The organism is Pseudoalteromonas sp. Bsw20308, assembly GCF_000310105.2.
GTDB classification, from domain to species: domain Bacteria; phylum Pseudomonadota; class Gammaproteobacteria; order Enterobacterales; family Alteromonadaceae; genus Pseudoalteromonas; species Pseudoalteromonas fuliginea.
Genome location: NZ_CP013138.1, coordinates 3,769,714 through 3,785,278, shown reverse-complemented (window position 1 = coordinate 3,785,278; position 15,565 = coordinate 3,769,714). Strand labels below are relative to the sequence as shown.

Here is a 15,565-nt window from a genome sequence, read left to right as displayed (position 1 = left end):
AGTAAATAAAATGAATCAAGAATATGAGCATTATTATGTACCAGAACAAAGCCCGTGGCCTATTGTAGGTGCTGTTGCATTGTTTTTTATTGCAGTAGGGGCAGGCTTAACAGTTATGAGTGTAGGTAAAGAAGGTGGTAGCGGGGTTTATCTGCTTTATGCCGGTATTGCTGTACTTGTGTATATGTTGTTTAGCTGGTTTAAAAATGTAATTAGTGAATCGGACCAAGGTTTGTACTCAGCACAAATGGATCGGTCTTTTAGACAAGGTATGAGCTGGTTTATTTTTTCTGAAGTTATGTTTTTTATGGCCTTTTTTGGTGCGCTTTTTTATGCACGCGTATTGTCGGTACCTTGGCTTGGAGGTGCAGGCAATAATGCAATGACTAACGAGGTATTATGGCCTACTTTTGAAGCCGTTTGGCCGCTTGTTTCAACACCTGCTGGCGAAACTACTCAAGCTATGGGCTGGCAAGGCTTACCACTTATAAATACCTTAATACTGCTTACTTCCTCCGTTACTTTGCATTTTGCCCACGTAGCGATGGAAAACAATAAACGTACTCCACTTAAGGTTTTTTTAGGCGCTACTATTTTATTGGGTGTTTGCTTTTTAGGGCTGCAAGTTGAGGAGTACATGCATGCATATAATGACCTTAACCTAACGCTAGATGCGGGTATTTACGGTAATACGTTCTTTTTATTGACTGGTTTTCATGGCATGCATGTAACGCTAGGAACCGTACTTTTATTTGTAATATTTTTACGGATATTAAAAGGACACTTTACTAAAGATAAGCACTTTGCTTTTCAAGCAGCTGCTTGGTATTGGCACTTTGTAGATGTGGTGTGGCTGTGTTTGTTTGTATTTGTATATGTGCTGTAGCGTTTATTGGCGAATTATTTGCTTTAATAAAACCAAGTTTAAGCGCTGCAATAACAACAACTAAAACAACGACCGAAAACAATACGCGACGACCTAAAAAGTGAGACATAGGTCGTCCCCCTGTTTTCCCTGACACCATAATAAACAATGCTCTAAATAAGTTAAAAAGTATAAATATTAACAACAGTACGATAATAATTTTAATAATCACTGAGTTGACCCTTTATGCAGTTAGTTTTATGGCACAAACAAAAGCTTAGCTCACTAATCACACTTTGTATGGTTGTGGTTGTTGTACTTGTGTGTGTGCGATTAGGGTTTTGGCAGTTGGAGCGAGGTGAGCAAAAGCAGCAACAGCTAACCGCCATAGCTAAGCAACAGACTCGTGGTGTGATGAGCTGGTCTCAATTACTTAACCTGCCTGATAGCTGGAACAAAACTGGTGTATTGGTTGAGTTAAAAGGGCGGTTTGTACAAAGCCAATATTGGCTTTTAGATAATCAAGTTTATAACGGACAAGTAGGGTACGACCTACTTGCTTTACTAAAGCCAGACAGCGAAGAAAAAGTGATTTTAGTTAATTTAGGATGGGTAAAAGCGCCTATATCTAGAGATGCACTGCCAAAGGTTACTCTGCCTACAGGTATTTTTATTCTTAAAGCGCAAATAAAAGAAAATAACTTAAGTAGCTTTACGCTTGAAGATGAAACTACAAATAACGACTTACCTCCAAGAATCCAATCTATCGACTTGAATATGTTGAGCACTCAAAGCCAGCAATCATTAATTAATTTTATGGCTTACAGACAAGGTACTGGTGATGAGATTGCAACACCTCATTATGAGGCCGTTGTTATGAGCCCTCAAAAGCATAATGCCTACGCTGTGCAATGGTTTTTAATTGCTACTGCATGTGCTGTTGTGGCTATTTTTGCGAGTAAAAAAAGGACACATAATGAAAAATAATCCCCTTTTGTTGTTTGTGGGTTGCTGCGCTATCCCATTAATTTTGGCATATGGCGCATTAAAGTTTGATTGGTTGCCTACTGCAATTACTAATAATGGCGAGTTTTTAAGCCAAGAAATAAAACTTAAAAATTGGCCGAAAAATAATCCCAAGCAATGGACTATCGCACTTAATTATTCAAACGAATGTAACACCCCATGCAGCGAACAACTCAATGCACTGAATAACTTATATGTGGCACTTGGTAAAAACCAAGGCAAGGTTGATATGGCTGTAATGGGAAGTCCCAACAATAAAAATCTACCATGGAAAATTATTACCGAGCAACAGAGTTTAAATCCTGCAAGTTTGTATTTAATTGATCATATGGGGTTAGTGGTACTTGAATATCCCTTTAAGGCCGAGCCACAAGAAAACCGTTTAGTACAAAAAGGGTTATTAAAAGATCTAAAAAAATTACTTAACTATTCTCGTTCTAGCTAACTAAGTTGAGCTTAAGTTGGAGTATCTGATGTATAAAAATTATAAAAACTTAGTATTAATAACAGGATTACTCGCTTTGATTGTAGTTGCTTTAGGTGCGTACACCCGCTTAAGTGATGCAGGATTAGGGTGCCCCGATTGGCCTGGCTGTTACGGCTTTTTAACGGTACCTAAGCATGAGGCTGACATAGCCTTAGCAACTCAAAGCTACCCCGATATGATGTTCGAAACCGCAAAAGCGTGGAAAGAAATGATTCATCGCTACTTTGCAGGTGCTTTAGGTTTACTTATTTTAGGTTTATTTGTGTTGGCTTTTTTAAAGCGCCAATATCCAACTACGCCAGTTAAATTGCCTTTGGCTTTACTTCTACTCGTGGTGTTTCAGGCTGCCCTTGGTATGTGGACAGTAACCATGAACCTTCAGCCGCTTATTGTAATGGGCCACTTATTAGGTGGCTTTAGTATTTTGTCACTTATAACGCTTTTATATTTACGGCTAACCGCAAAACCCATTATGGGTGGCGATAGCGGCGCAAAACGCTATTTCGGTTTAAGTTTAGTAGCGCTCAGTGTATTAATTATCCAAATTGCACTTGGTGGTTGGCTGGCTGCAAATTACGCCGCTCCACATTGTAGTGGTTTGCCATTGTGTAATTACGCACAACCGTTTTCATTAAGTAGCGTATTTCAATTACCACTTGAGCACAGTAATTATGAGTTTGGTGTGTTATCGCAGCAAGCGCGTATGTCTATTCATTTATTACATCGTATTTGGGCACTGGTTACTTGCATCGTTCTGGCGCTAATTATGTGGAAAATATACAGCCAAGCGTACTCTAAAAAAATTAAAAATTGCGTTGTGAGCGTATTACTTGTCCTGCTTTGCCAAATTAGCTTAGGGCTTATTTTAGTACATTTGCATATTCCGTTGGGAGTTGCACTGGCGCATAACTTGATGGCTGCCTTACTGTTATTAAGCATGGTTAGGTTGTGTTATTACCTAAAATCACGCACATAAAGGGGAAATATAATGGCACTTATAATTGATAAAAAAATACTGCTACCCGTTAATACTCAATCGCTAATTTCGCGTACTCATAATTTGCTGCAAGACTACTTAGCAATTAGTAAATTTAAAGTGGTAGCCATGCTGGTACTAACAGCTTGGGTTGGTTTAGCGCTGGCTCCTGATGTAGGACGTGGTATGGCTGTACAGTTTATTAGCTTGTTAGGTATAGGGCTACTTTCTGCTGCTGCAGCGGTTATTAATCACGTGGTTGATAGTGAGATAGACTCAAAAATGGCGCGGACTCGTCATCGCCCTGTGGCTAAAGGGCGTTTAAGTAAAACACACGCGCTTAGTTTTGCAGCTGTTATTGGGGTTGCTGGTTTTATTATGCTGATGGTGTGGGCTAATACTTTAACCGCTATATTAACGTTATTTGCATTGGTAGGTTATGCATTTGTTTATACATCATTTTTAAAGCGTGCTACACCGCAAAATATTGTTATAGGTGGGTTGGCTGGCGCAATGCCTCCATTATTAGGTTGGGTGTCAGAAACAAACCAAATGGCAGCAGCCCCTTGGTTACTTGTAATGATAATATTTACCTGGACTCCGCCACACTTTTGGGCGCTGGCTATAGCACGAAAAAGTGATTATGAACGCGCTAAAATCCCTATGTTACCAGTAACCCATGGTATCGATTTTTGTAAAACCTGCGTTGTTGCTTATTCTGTTTTACTCGCTGTTGTTTGCGTATTGCCTTATTTAATCGGTATGTCTGGAGTAATTTATTTAATAGGCGCATGTGTATTAAATGCAGTGTTTATATATAAGGCGGTCAAATTAAAAATTGCTGGAAATGATGAGACTGCAATGGACTTATTTCGTTTTTCGATTATTCATTTAATGGTACTCTTTGTAATCTTATTTATAGATAAATGGCTCCCTTTATGAAGCAGTTATGGCTTGGATTAATTGTTGTTTTAGTTTTGTTTTTATCAGCATGTTCAAATGAAAATAGTCCACCTGATGTAGATGCATTAGTTTACGAAAATGCAAAGCCACTGTCTGATTTTACGTTAAACGATCAGCGCGGCGAATTAGTGACTAAGCAACAATTTTTAGGACAGTGGAATTTAGTATTTTTAGGCTACACAAGCTGCCCAGATATTTGTCCATTAACACTAGCTAAGTTAAATGCTGTTTATAAAAACTTACAGGCAGATTATCCGCTACAAGTTTGGTTTTTATCGGTTGATCCAAAACGCGATACACCAGCTAAACGAAAGCAATATATAGATTACTTTAACCCTGATTTTTTAGCTGTATCAGGGGAACATAAACACCTTTTTCCAGTTGTTCGAGAGCTTGGCTTAATTTACGCCATTAGCGATAGTAGTGAATCAGAATATGCAGTTGATCATAGTGCTTCGGTCGCTATGGTTGATCAAAATGGAGCCGTAAGAGCTATTTTTAAACCCGAATTTAAACAAGGTAGTGTGCCATTAATTAATGCGACTACTTTAACTGAAGAATTTAAAAAAATAGCCGATTACTATAAAAACTAGTTTTTAACTTTTCATGTATTTTAAAGGAGCTTTGTGCTCCTTTTTTTTGTTTTTCATTCCTGTTACAAAAATTAATTTAATTTTTTTAGGCCCTTTTATGGCATTTTTAATAACTAGGTCTAAGCTTTTGTTATGAAATAAATTGACAAGGAATGCACTTACTAAATGTTAAAACTTCCACGTGAACTTGTCATTATGCAAGCTGAAACACTGCATCAAGATTTACTAAAAGAACTCAATAGTAATAATGATATTTGTCTTGATATTAGCGATGTAATGTCTGCCGATACTGCCTCAATTCAACTTTTATGTGCTTTGCAAAAACATCTGCTTATCATTAAGCATAAAATAATTTGGGTAGGGGCGAGTGAAGCATTAACACATTCAATTGAGCAACTCGGTTTAAGTCATTACTTAATACTTGAAAGTAAAGGTTAGGAATTAATATGAAAAAAATTTTAGCGGTTGATGACTCAGCATCAATGCGTCAAATGGTAAGTTTTACTCTAAAAACAGCAGGGTTTGATGTAATTGAAGCAAAAGATGGAAGTGAAGCGTTAGCTATCGCTAAACAACAAGATTTTGATGTCGTAATTTCGGATGTAAACATGCCAATAATGGATGGTATTACGTTGATTAGAGAGCTGCGAGGCTTACCTAATTATAAATTTACACCATTACTTATGCTCACTACAGAGTCGGGCTTAGAAAAAAAAGTAGAAGGTAAAGCCGCTGGCGCAACAGGTTGGATAGTTAAACCGTTTAACCCAGAACAGCTATTAGCCGTTATTAAAAAGGTTATTCGCTAGCGAAGGAGTATTGTGTGAGTATAGATTTGAGTCAATTTTTTGAAGTTTTCTTTGAAGAGAGTTTTGAAGGCCTAGATACTATGGAGGCTGAGCTTTTAAACTTAGTGCCAGGTGAGGAAGACTTAGAAACTATCAACACTATTTTTAGAGCTGCTCACTCAATTAAAGGGGGAAGTGGTACTTTTGGTTTTAGTTCTGTTGCTGATTTTACCCATGTACTTGAAACACTATTAGACCAGATCCGCCAAGGAGAGCGAGAACTTAGCACTGAACACGTTAATTTATTACTCAAAGCAGTTGATTGCTTGCGAGGTTTACTTGCCGCGCTTCAAGCAGATCAAGCGTCTGATTTAACTGAAGCTAATGCTTTGCGGATGCAATTTGAACATGTGTTAGAGAAAAAAGACAACGTATTGGAGAGTAAGCCACAAAACGAAGCTGTGCTATCGACTAGCAACACATATCAAATTAACTTTAAGCCTCATCATCACTTATTTAAAACAGGAAATGAGCCGCTGTACATGATCAGTGAACTTGCTGAGTTAGGTGAATTAAAAACAACCGTTTTTTATGATTCAGTGCCTGATATTACGGAGTTAAGTTATGATGAATGTTTTTTACACTGGCGCTTTTTTTTAAATACAAGCCATGACGAAAAGGCGATAAAAGAAGTCTTTGAATGGGTAGAAGATGATGCAGAGATTACAGTTGAATTATGTGTAAGCTCATTTGATGATGAACAACCAGCTAGTATTTCAGATCATAACCATGATTTAGTTCTCTCAGAACAACCTGAAAAATTAGAAAAAATAACAACCTTACCCGCCAAATCAAAACCAAGTAGCAATAAAGATAAAAAAGTCGCTAGTGCGCCAGAGTCAACCTCAATCCGTGTTGGCATTGATAAGGTTGACTCATTAATAAACATGGTTGGTGAACTGGTAATTACTCAAGCTATGCTGAATCAGCTAAGTGAACAGGAAATAACATCAACTACGATTACGTCGTTGAAAGAGGGTTTAGCGCAACTTGCACACAATACACGTGACTTACAAGAAAACGTAATGCGTATTCGTATGTTACCAATTAATTTTGTATTTAGTCGCTTTCCTCGATTGGTACGCGACATAGCACAAAAGCTAAATAAGAAAGTCGAGCTTAAGTTGATTGGTGAGCAAACCGAACTTGATAAAACCGTAATGGAAAAAATTTCAGATCCTATGGTGCACTTGCTTAGAAACTCGCTTGATCATGGGTTAGAAACCGTAGATCAAAGAGTGCTTGCAGGAAAAAATCCAGTGGGAATTGTCACGTTAAATGCATTTCATCAAGGCGGTAATATTGTTATTGAGATAATGGATGATGGTCAAGGCCTTAATACCAAAAAAATTAAAGAAAAAGCAATCGCAAATGAGTTAATTACAGCCGATAGTAATTTAACGGACAATGAAATCAATGAACTAATTTTTATGCCTGGCTTCTCTACTATGGATGAAGTGAGTGAGCTATCGGGTCGAGGTGTAGGCATGGATGTTGTTAAGCGTAACATTCAATCTTTAAATGGTTCAGTTGAAGTAACATCGGCCCCTGGTATTGGTTCAACATTCACAATTCGATTACCGCTTACGCTAGCTATTTTAGATGGTCAGCTCGTTAAAGTCGCTCAACATACCTATATTATACCGCTCATTTCGATTGTTGAGTCATTACAAATTGATATCACAAAAGTAAGTCGAGTGGGTAAAGACCTTGATGTACTCAGACTTCGAGATGAATATATTCCTATTTTACGTCTATACGCTATTTTTAATCATCAAAATGCGATTGAGTCTTTAGATAAAACATTACTCGTAGTAGTTGAAACTGATAACCAAAAAGTAGGACTTTTAGTTGATGATTTATTGTCTCAGCAACAGGTTGTGATTAAAAGTTTAGAAGCTAACTATCACAAAGTTGATGGCGTATCGGGTGCCACTATTTTAGGAGATGGGCGCGTATCGCTGATTGTGGACATTAGTGGCTTAATAAAGCTCTCAGGTTTAAAAAAACCAGGCAGTCAAGAACTAACCATTGAAACGCAAGCCACTTTGGAGGCGTTATGAACTCAGAGCAAAGCCAGCTCAGTAACCAATTAAACCTTCAGCAGCAACAAGGAGTGAAGCAATTTTTAACTTTTATTATGGCTGATGAAGAGTACGGCGTTGATATTCTAACAGTACAAGAAATTCGTAGCTGGGAGGAAATTACAGTACTACCTAACGCACCTGAGTTTGTAAAAGGCGTAATTAACTTGCGGGGTACAATTGTGCCAATTATTGATTTACGTTTACGGTTTGGCTTACCAAGTACTGATTATGGACCATTGACAGTGGTTATTGTTATAAAAATAGAGTTTGAACAGGGCAGTAAAATTATAGGTATTGCAGTAGATGCAGTCTCTGATGTTTACAGTATTGTAGAGCAAGATGCTAAAGCTGTTCCTAGTTTATCTGAATCAAATAATTGTGAGTACGTTGCTGGGTTGGTCAATGTGGGCGATAAAATGGTGGCGTTGATCGACTTACAAAAAACAATGAATATTTAGTTTATAAAATAACTAAATAAAGTAATAAAAAATAAACTTAAAGGTGGTGATGGGCATGGGATGGTTTAGTAATCCAAAACAGTCAGAATCAAGTAATGATTTAATTGTAAGCGCATTAAATAAGTCATTAGCTGTGATTGAGTTTGAGCCAAGCGGAATAATAATTACCGCAAATGCTAACTTTCTTAGCGTAATGGAATACCAATTAGAAGACGTACAAGGACAACACCATTCTTTATTTGTAGATTATGATGATGCTAAAAGTAATGACTACAAAAATTTTTGGCAGCGTCTTCGTAATGGCGAGTTTATTTCCGATGAATTTAAGCGTTTTGCTAAAAGTGGTAAAGAGGTTTGGATTCAGGCTACTTACAATCCAATTATTAACTCTGAGGGCCAAGTACTCAAAGTCGTTAAACTTGCTACAGATATCACAGATCAAAAGTTGGTATCGGCAAATGCTGCCGGACAAATTAGTGCAATTAGTAAATCCCAAGCGGTTATCGAATTTAGTTTAGATGGCAGTATTATTAGCGCTAATGATAATTTTTTAAATGCTCTTGGTTATCAGCTTGATGAAATTAAAGGTCAGCATCATAGATTATTTGTCGCACCGGAATATGCAAATAGCAATGAATACAAAGAGTTTTGGACTAAACTTGGTCGAGGCGAGTTTGATTCAGGTGAGTATTTACGAATAGGAAAGCAAGGCCAAGAAATTTGGATACAAGCCTCTTATAACCCAATCTATGATATGAATGGTAAGCCTTTTAAGGTTATTAAGTACGCTACAAATATTACAGTGCAAAAAGAGCTTGAAAAAGCTTCTAGAAAGGCAGCCGATTTAGCTAATGCCCTAAAAGTTTGCCAGGCAAATGTAATGATTGCCGATGAAGAGCTTAATATTATTTTTGTGAACGATTGCGTTCAAAAAATGCTTAAAATACGAGAAAAAGAACTGCAAACAGTATTACCAAACTTTTCTGTAGATAGTCTTATAGGTACCTGCGTTGATGACTTTCATAAGCACCCTGCGCACCAACGTGAGTTACTAAAAAATTTGGATAAACCACATAAAGCTGAATTACTTTTAGCAGGTGTTACTTTTACCTTAATAGCTTCACCTTGGATTAGTCAAGAAGGTAAAAAGTTAGGCACAATTGTGGAATGGGAAGATAGGACTGCTGAAGTTGCTATAGAAAAAGAAATTGCGACGCTCATTAGTGCAGCAGGTAAAGGCGATTTAGATACAAGAGTTATTGAAAATGGAAAAGAAGGATTTTTCTTACGTTTAGCTCAAGGGCTAAATAGTTTAGTTAAAATTGTTGATGATGCTGTCGCCGATACTGGAGATATGCTTGATGCTATGGCAAATGGTGATTTGTCAAAACGAATCGAGAAAGAATATAAAGGCTCATTTGATAAACTCAAACGTGATGCAAACACGACAGCAGATAAGCTCACCGAAGTTATAAATCGGATAAATTCATCGGCTACGTTAGTTGCAAGTGGCGCTGAAGAGATATCTCAAGGCAATGCTGATTTGAGTCAGCGAACAGAAGAGCAAGCCTCGTCACTTGAAGAAACAGCATCAAGCATGGAAGAGATGACCAGTACCGTTCGCCAAAATGCTGATAACGCAAAAGTAGCAAATGATTTGGCAGAAGAAACCTGTGAAAAAGCAATGCAGGGCGGCGAAGTCGTTAACAGAGCTGTCACGAGTATGTCGGCGATTAATGAATCAAGCAAAAAAATTGCTGACATTATTGGGGTCATTGACGAAATAGCATTTCAGACCAATTTATTGGCGCTTAATGCTGCTGTAGAGGCTGCTAGAGCTGGTGAACAAGGGCGAGGCTTTGCGGTTGTTGCAGGGGAAGTTCGTAACTTAGCTCAGCGCTCAGCGGGCGCAGCTAAAGAAATTAAAGAATTAATAAGAGACAGTGTAGGTAAGGTCGCTGATGGTTCTCAATTAGTTAATGAATCAGGCGCTACACTGAAAGAAATTGTTGTTTCAGTACAACGAGTCACACAAATGATTTCTGATATTACAGAAGCATCCGAAGAGCAAAGCGCCGGTATTGAACAGGTAAATAAAGCTATTTCACAAATGGATGAAATGACTCAACAAAATGCTGCTTTAGTAGAGCAAGCCTCTGCCGCTGGCGAGTCTATGGCTGAGCAGGCAAATGAAATGCGGCGGTTACTCAACTTTTTCTCTTTAGGTCAGCAAGATAAAGCGATGATTTCACCTACGATGCGAACGCCAGCGCTATCTCAAAGGCCGCAGAATAATTATATTCGCAGTAAAACGCGAGGAGATAATTTTGTTGACTCGGCAGATGAATGGGAAGAGTTTTAACAACTCACCTTCTCGGCCTCGTTGTTATGTAATTACATTGAGGCATTGCTTGTTGGCTTGATTGAGAGTGAATAATGAAAGAGTTTTTATTTACCGACCGAGATTTTAAAGAGATTGCCGATCTTGTTTATAACGCATGCGGAATTGTATTAGGTGAACATAAACGAGAAATGGTTTATTCGCGTTTAGCAAGACGTATTAGAGAGCGAAACCTTGTTGATTTTAAATCATATTTAGCTTTCTTGAAAAAGAATAAAGATCAAGAGTTCGATGCCTTTATTAATGCTATAACAACGAACTTAACATCTTTTTTCCGTGAAATTCATCATTTTGAATTTATTAAATCTGAACTTATCCCTGTCCTTTTAAAAACAAATAAGCACAGCAAACGCGTGAGATTTTGGTCTGCTGGTTGCTCAACTGGGGAGGAGCCTTACAGTTTAGCAATGACATTAAATGCTGCATTTCCGAGTGATTGGGATGTGAAGATCTTAGCCACAGATTTAGATTCAAACGTGTTAGCAAAAGCGCAAAGTGGCATGTATACCGCTGCAAATGTTAATGGACTCAGTGAGCAGCAGCTCAAGCGTTGGTTTTTAAAAAGTAAGGATGGTGAGGCATATAAAGTAAAGCCAAAATTGCAGGAATGTATAGCGTTTAAACGTTTAAACTTATTACAAGAGTGGCCAATGAATGGTCCTTTTGATCTTATTTTATGTCGTAATGTAGTTATTTACTTTGATAAAGAAACGAAAGATCAGCTTTTTGAACGCTACGCTAATATATTGAGTGAGCAAGGGCATTTGTTCTTAGGTCACTCAGAAAGTATGGGTAAAGAGCATTCTCAATATAAAAACTTAGGTAAAACGATGTATCAAAAGGGCAGTAATGCACGCGGAATTTAGAACAGTATTACCTAGCTTTGAGCATATTAAGCGGTATTGGGATTCAGGTCGGCAGAGCGTTGTTGCCAAAGTGCTCCCTGGTGAGTTCTATGTGTCAAAAAACAATGAACTTATCTCAACAGTACTCGGTTCGTGTATTGCGGCTTGCGTTTATGACGAAGTACTAGGAATTGGCGGGATGAACCATTTTATGCTGCCAATTCAAAAAGGAGTGGAGCTTAATAATGCACATAGCTTAAGTTGTCGTTACGGTAACTGGGCTATGGAATATTTAATAAACGAAGTGCTAAAAAATGGAGCTTCACGTCGAAACTTAAAAATTAAGCTGTTTGGTGGGGGGAAAATTATTAGCGCGATGACTGATATCGGTTTGGGTAATATTAGTTTTGCTACCGCTTATGTTCAAGAGGAAGCCCTTAATTTAGTGGCGCATGATATGGGAGGCCCTTGGCCAAGGAAAATATTTTTTCATCCCCACACTGGTAAAGTTCATATGAAAAAGTTGAAAAACCTACATAACAATACCATTGAGAAGCGTGAAGTTCGTTATTTACAAAGCCTTAAAAAACAAGATGTAGTTACGGATATTGAACTGTTTTAGGTGTGTTTATGATTAAAGTACTCATAATAGATGACTCTCCTTTAATTAGGCGATTACTCACTGACGTTTTACAGCAAGCTGAAGATATTACAGTGGTAGGTAGTGCTGAGGATCCATATAAAGCACGAGAAATGATTAAACAACTTAACCCTGATGTACTTACATTGGATGTAGAGATGCCAAAAATGGACGGTATTAGTTTTTTAAAAAATCTAATGCGCCTAAGGCCAATGCCTGTAGTGATGATTTCTACATTAACACAAAAAGGTTCACCAATTACATTAGAGGCACTAGAGCTCGGTGCGATTGATTTTATAGCTAAACCAACGGCTAATATAAAAGATAAAATGAGCCAATATGCGTATTTAGTTCAGCAAAAGGTACGAGTAGCCGCTGGTGCAAGAGTTAGAAGTTATAAAAAAGCGTTACCATCGAGTGATCCTTTACCTATCAATGCTCAGTTTTTATTAAATAAAGTTATTGCTATAGGCGCATCAACTGGGGGCACTGAAGCGATAAAAGAAGTATTAATAAAAATGCCTATTAATTGCCCGCCGATTGTTATTACTCAACATATTCCCCCTGTATTTAGTACTTCGTTCGCTTTAAGGATGGATCGTACATGTATCATTAGTGTTAAAGAAGCAGAGCAAGGTGATAAGCTAGTCGCAGGTTGCGCTTATATTGCTCCTGGTGGTTTGCATTTAACCATTAAAAAATATGGGGGACACTTATATTGTGAACTTGATGATAATGAGCCTGTAAATCGGCATAAACCAGCAGTGGATGTATTGTTTAATTCATTGGTAGAAATTAACGCTAAGAATGTTGTGGCAGCGTTGTTAACCGGAATGGGGAGTGATGGCGCAAAAGGATTGCTCGCTTTAAGGGAAGGTGGCGCGTACACACTAGCTCAGGACGAATTTTCGTCTGTGGTTTGGGGAATGCCAAAAGCTGCTGTGGAGTTAAACGCAGCAAACGAAGTTGTTGCGTTGGATAAGGTAACTGAGCGGCTATTGAATCAGGCTATTAAAGTTTAATTATTTTCAATAACCCACGGCTGTGAGAACCAATAATAGTCACTCGGGTTTTTAATCGAAGGCGCAGTGCAATTAAAGCGAGAACGGCCATTATTTAGCTCTTTTGGAGAAGTGACTTCAACCGTATTTTTACTTATCCAATTTAAGCTTGCTTGGCCAACATTTGAGACATAGCAGGCAAACTGTGTTTTATGAAAATCTCCCATTTCAAACTCTATGGTTAGTGTTGGTGGGTTTTGTGTTGTCACGCTATCTTGATACGTTAACTTTGTAATATTAAAAGCATGAGAATTTAGTTTTGTGATTAACGTATCTAGTTTACTGTAAAACCCAGAAGCTGGGAAACGCGGCAAGCGACTGAAGTTTGAGTTTTTATTCACCGCCCCAGAGTGTTGACCAATACCTATAAAGCCAAGATCAGTCACAAGAGCTTGTAATTCGTTATTAAATTCACCATACGGGTAGGCTAAATATTTGTAGTCTTGGCCAACCTCTTCTTTTATACGTTGTTGTGAATACAAAATATCTTGTTTGATACGTATTTTCCACTGGGCATCCGTTTCGTTATCAAGTTTAATATGCAAATAATCATGTTGAGCACTGTGGTTGCTTATAAGCGCGCCCTTTTTGCTAAGCTCTTTGAGTTTATCCCAGTCCATTACATAACTTTGGCCTTCATCAATTAATTTTGGATTTACAAAAATAGTATATGGATAATTAAATTTCTCTAAAATTGGCGCTGCTTCGTCGTAATTGTTGTTGTAACCGTCATCAAAAGTGATAGCGATGGTTTTCTCAGGTAATGTTTTACCTTGCTGAAGTGCATTTATTAGTTCATTAAGAGGAATAACGTTAAAGTTATGCTCTTTCAAATAGCTTAAATGTTTAGTGAATGTATTCGCGCTAACACTCGTTACGGCAGGAAGGCTTTCACTAACATGATGGTATTGTAAAATAACAGCAGCTTGAACGCGTAGAGATACACTAATGAGAGAAAATAATACTAAATGAAACAATTTCTTATACATAATAAAGCACACCATAAAAGCTTGTTGTTGTTAGCCGGTCCGATGATACTATCAAATATCACAGTACCACTGTTAGGAATTGTTGATACTGCTGTCATTGGGCACTTAGGGAGCGCTCACTATTTAGCGGGTATTGCGCTTGGTTCTGCTGTTATTTCTATTTTATTTTGGCTAGCGGGATTTTTAAGAATGAGTACGACTGGCATGGTCGCTCAGGCTTACGGAGAAAATGATTTAACTCAATTAGCCGCCTTACTTAAACGTAGCTTATTACTTGCAAGTCTTGTTGCTGTACTACTTATCGCTTTATCTCCTTTGATAAAACATGCGATTGCATTTTTATCTGCTGCTAATAGCGATGTACTCACACAAGCATATCAGTATTTTAGTATCCGCATTTTTAGTGCTCCAGCAGCATTGTGTAATTTAGTGTTACTGGGTTGGATGCTTGGTGTACATTACGGGCGAGGGCCATTTTATTTATTATTAGTAACAAACATAGTCAATATAATACTCGATATTTACTTTGTTGTTTACCTTGATTGGGCGGTTGCTGGTGCTGCATGGGCGTCACTTATTGCTGACTATACCGCACTAATTTTTGCACTTTTTTTAGTGGTTAAACTAGCTAAAAAACAAGATATTGAGCTCAATGTACCGAATTGGTTGAGTATTAGCAAAATGGCTGAATTATTGAGTTTGAATCGCGATATTTTTATTCGCTCTTTAATACTGCAATTATGTTTTAGCTTTATGACATTTTATGGTGCACGTATTGGCGAAACGACACTCGCTGCTAACGCCGTGCTGCTTAACTTTTTAATGTTAGTTAGTTTTGCTCTAGATGGTATTGCATATGCTAGTGAGGCAAAAGTAGGGCAAGCAAAAGGCCAAAAAAGTGTAAGTAATATAGAGTTATGGGTAAAAATCAGTGTATTTTGGGGAATGTTGTTTGGATTGTTGTATAGCCTATTTTTTGCCGTTTTTGGTGCCCAAATTATTATGCTTTTAACCAATGTGCCAGAGGTTATTAATGAGGCGACGCTTTATTTGCCTTGGGTTATTGCACTTCCATTACTTGCTATGAGTTGTTTTTTATTTGATGGTGTTTTTGTGGGTTTAACACGTGCAAAAGATATGCGTAATAGTATGCTTTTTTCGGCTACAGTTGGATTTTTTGGGGTGTTTTGGATATTTAACGAATTACAAAATAATGGACTATGGTTAGCTATGAGCTGTTTTATGTTAATGCGGGGCGTGACTTTGATTATTAAATACCAAAGGCTTAAAGAAAATAACAAGCTATTAGATTAAGTGCGATGATTA

The 15,565-nt window shown here is 37.7% G+C and carries 17 protein-coding genes; 15 read left to right on the top strand and 2 right to left on the bottom strand.

Annotation, left to right across the window (positions count from 1 at the left end; all coding sequences use genetic code 11):
* Positions 1-10: 10 nt before the first annotated feature.
* Positions 11-886, top strand: coding sequence for a cytochrome c oxidase subunit 3 (locus D172_RS16605; protein ID WP_002959610.1), 876 nt, complete (start codon positions 11-13; stop codon positions 884-886).
* On the opposite strand, the gene D172_RS21895 is transcribed toward D172_RS16605, so the two are convergent.
* The gene (locus tag D172_RS21895) at positions 789-1,097 is read right to left on the bottom strand and encodes a DUF2909 family protein (RefSeq protein ID WP_083503347.1); all 309 of its coding nucleotides are present in this window, start codon (positions 1,095-1,097) and stop codon (positions 789-791) included. The genes D172_RS16605 and D172_RS21895 overlap by 98 nt on opposite strands.
* Before the next feature lie 14 nt (positions 1,098-1,111).
* Here D172_RS21895 and D172_RS16600 point away from each other — a divergent pair, with 14 nt between their 5' ends.
* The 13 genes from D172_RS16600 (at position 1,112) to D172_RS16540 (ending at position 13,211) form a co-directional block, all read left to right on the top strand.
* Positions 1,112-1,852 (top strand): SURF1 family protein, encoded by a 741-nt coding sequence (locus D172_RS16600; RefSeq protein ID WP_007376399.1) that lies wholly within the window; start codon positions 1,112-1,114, stop codon positions 1,850-1,852.
* Positions 1,842-2,336 (top strand): hypothetical protein, encoded by a 495-nt coding sequence (locus D172_RS16595; protein ID WP_007376400.1) that lies wholly within the window; start codon positions 1,842-1,844, stop codon positions 2,334-2,336. The genes D172_RS16600 and D172_RS16595 overlap by 11 nt, the downstream gene beginning before the upstream one ends.
* 28 nt (positions 2,337-2,364) lie before the next feature.
* Positions 2,365-3,354 (top strand): COX15/CtaA family protein, encoded by a 990-nt coding sequence (locus tag D172_RS16590; protein ID WP_007376401.1) that lies wholly within the window; start codon positions 2,365-2,367, stop codon positions 3,352-3,354.
* A 12-nt stretch (positions 3,355-3,366) separates the two neighbouring features.
* On the top strand, positions 3,367-4,296 hold the full coding sequence (cyoE, locus tag D172_RS16585; protein WP_007376402.1) for a heme o synthase: 930 nt from the start codon (positions 3,367-3,369) through the stop codon (positions 4,294-4,296).
* A complete protein-coding gene (locus D172_RS16580; RefSeq protein WP_007376403.1) occupies positions 4,293-4,910 on the top strand; it encodes an SCO family protein in 618 nt (205 codons plus the stop codon). Before cyoE ends, D172_RS16580 begins: the two co-directional genes overlap by 4 nt.
* A 165-nt stretch (positions 4,911-5,075) precedes the next feature.
* Positions 5,076-5,348 carry an STAS domain-containing protein gene (locus D172_RS16575; protein ID WP_007376404.1) on the top strand — a complete coding sequence of 91 codons (273 nt, stop codon included), beginning with the start codon at positions 5,076-5,078 and terminating at the stop codon, positions 5,346-5,348.
* 8 nt (positions 5,349-5,356) lie between these two features.
* The gene (locus tag D172_RS16570) at positions 5,357-5,719 is read left to right on the top strand and encodes a response regulator (RefSeq protein WP_007376405.1); all 363 of its coding nucleotides are present in this window, start codon (positions 5,357-5,359) and stop codon (positions 5,717-5,719) included.
* A 14-nt stretch (positions 5,720-5,733) separates the two neighbouring features.
* Complete coding sequence (locus tag D172_RS16565; protein WP_007376406.1) at positions 5,734-7,821, top strand: chemotaxis protein CheA; 2,088 nt, start codon at positions 5,734-5,736, stop codon at positions 7,819-7,821.
* Positions 7,818-8,303, top strand: coding sequence for a chemotaxis protein CheW (locus D172_RS16560; RefSeq protein WP_007376407.1), 486 nt, complete (start codon positions 7,818-7,820; stop codon positions 8,301-8,303). Before D172_RS16565 ends, D172_RS16560 begins: the two co-directional genes overlap by 4 nt.
* A 55-nt stretch (positions 8,304-8,358) precedes the next feature.
* Positions 8,359-10,665, top strand: coding sequence for a methyl-accepting chemotaxis protein (locus D172_RS16555; protein ID WP_033023365.1), 2,307 nt, complete (start codon positions 8,359-8,361; stop codon positions 10,663-10,665).
* A 74-nt stretch (positions 10,666-10,739) separates the two neighbouring features.
* On the top strand, positions 10,740-11,570 hold the full coding sequence (locus D172_RS16550; protein WP_007376409.1) for a CheR family methyltransferase: 831 nt from the start codon (positions 10,740-10,742) through the stop codon (positions 11,568-11,570).
* The gene (gene cheD / locus D172_RS16545) at positions 11,554-12,171 is read left to right on the top strand and encodes a chemoreceptor glutamine deamidase CheD (RefSeq protein WP_007376410.1); all 618 of its coding nucleotides are present in this window, start codon (positions 11,554-11,556) and stop codon (positions 12,169-12,171) included. Before D172_RS16550 ends, cheD begins: the two co-directional genes overlap by 17 nt.
* Before the next feature lie 8 nt (positions 12,172-12,179).
* On the top strand, positions 12,180-13,211 hold the full coding sequence (locus D172_RS16540) for a protein-glutamate methylesterase/protein-glutamine glutaminase (RefSeq protein ID WP_007376411.1): 1,032 nt from the start codon (positions 12,180-12,182) through the stop codon (positions 13,209-13,211).
* Here D172_RS16540 and D172_RS16535 read toward each other — a convergent pair.
* Positions 13,208-14,239, bottom strand: coding sequence for a polysaccharide deacetylase family protein (locus D172_RS16535; protein WP_007376412.1), 1,032 nt, complete (start codon positions 14,237-14,239; stop codon positions 13,208-13,210). The two genes, D172_RS16540 and D172_RS16535, sit on opposite strands and share 4 nt — an antisense overlap.
* Here D172_RS16535 and dinF point away from each other — a divergent pair.
* The gene (gene dinF / locus D172_RS16530) at positions 14,219-15,553 is read left to right on the top strand and encodes an MATE family efflux transporter DinF (RefSeq protein ID WP_150115564.1); all 1,335 of its coding nucleotides are present in this window, start codon (positions 14,219-14,221) and stop codon (positions 15,551-15,553) included. The genes D172_RS16535 and dinF overlap by 21 nt on opposite strands.
* Positions 15,554-15,565 lie beyond the last annotated feature (12 nt).

What these genes read in the sequence shown, in the direction of transcription:
- D172_RS16605 (WP_002959610.1), top strand. Translation starts at nt 11, where the DNA reads ATGAATCAAGAATATGAGCATTATTATGTACCAGAACAAAGCCCGTGG.
- D172_RS16600 (WP_007376399.1), top strand. Translation starts at nt 1,112, where the DNA reads ATGCAGTTAGTTTTATGGCACAAACAAAAGCTTAGCTCACTAATCACA.
- D172_RS16595 (WP_007376400.1), top strand. Translation starts at nt 1,842, where the DNA reads ATGAAAAATAATCCCCTTTTGTTGTTTGTGGGTTGCTGCGCTATCCCA.
- D172_RS16590 (WP_007376401.1), top strand. Translation starts at nt 2,365, where the DNA reads ATGTATAAAAATTATAAAAACTTAGTATTAATAACAGGATTACTCGCT.
- cyoE (WP_007376402.1), top strand. Translation starts at nt 3,367, where the DNA reads ATGGCACTTATAATTGATAAAAAAATACTGCTACCCGTTAATACTCAA.
- D172_RS16580 (WP_007376403.1), top strand. Translation starts at nt 4,293, where the DNA reads ATGAAGCAGTTATGGCTTGGATTAATTGTTGTTTTAGTTTTGTTTTTA.
- D172_RS16575 (WP_007376404.1), top strand. Translation starts at nt 5,076, where the DNA reads ATGTTAAAACTTCCACGTGAACTTGTCATTATGCAAGCTGAAACACTG.
- D172_RS16570 (WP_007376405.1), top strand. Translation starts at nt 5,357, where the DNA reads ATGAAAAAAATTTTAGCGGTTGATGACTCAGCATCAATGCGTCAAATG.
- D172_RS16560 (WP_007376407.1), top strand. Translation starts at nt 7,818, where the DNA reads ATGAACTCAGAGCAAAGCCAGCTCAGTAACCAATTAAACCTTCAGCAG.
- D172_RS16555 (WP_033023365.1), top strand. Translation starts at nt 8,359, where the DNA reads ATGGGATGGTTTAGTAATCCAAAACAGTCAGAATCAAGTAATGATTTA.
- D172_RS16550 (WP_007376409.1), top strand. Translation starts at nt 10,740, where the DNA reads ATGAAAGAGTTTTTATTTACCGACCGAGATTTTAAAGAGATTGCCGAT.
- cheD (WP_007376410.1), top strand. Translation starts at nt 11,554, where the DNA reads ATGCACGCGGAATTTAGAACAGTATTACCTAGCTTTGAGCATATTAAG.
- D172_RS16540 (WP_007376411.1), top strand. Translation starts at nt 12,180, where the DNA reads ATGATTAAAGTACTCATAATAGATGACTCTCCTTTAATTAGGCGATTA.
- dinF (WP_150115564.1), top strand. Translation starts at nt 14,219, where the DNA reads ATGAAACAATTTCTTATACATAATAAAGCACACCATAAAAGCTTGTTG.
- D172_RS16535 (WP_007376412.1), bottom strand. Translation starts at nt 14,239, where the DNA reads ATGTATAAGAAATTGTTTCATTTAGTATTATTTTCTCTCATTAGTGTA.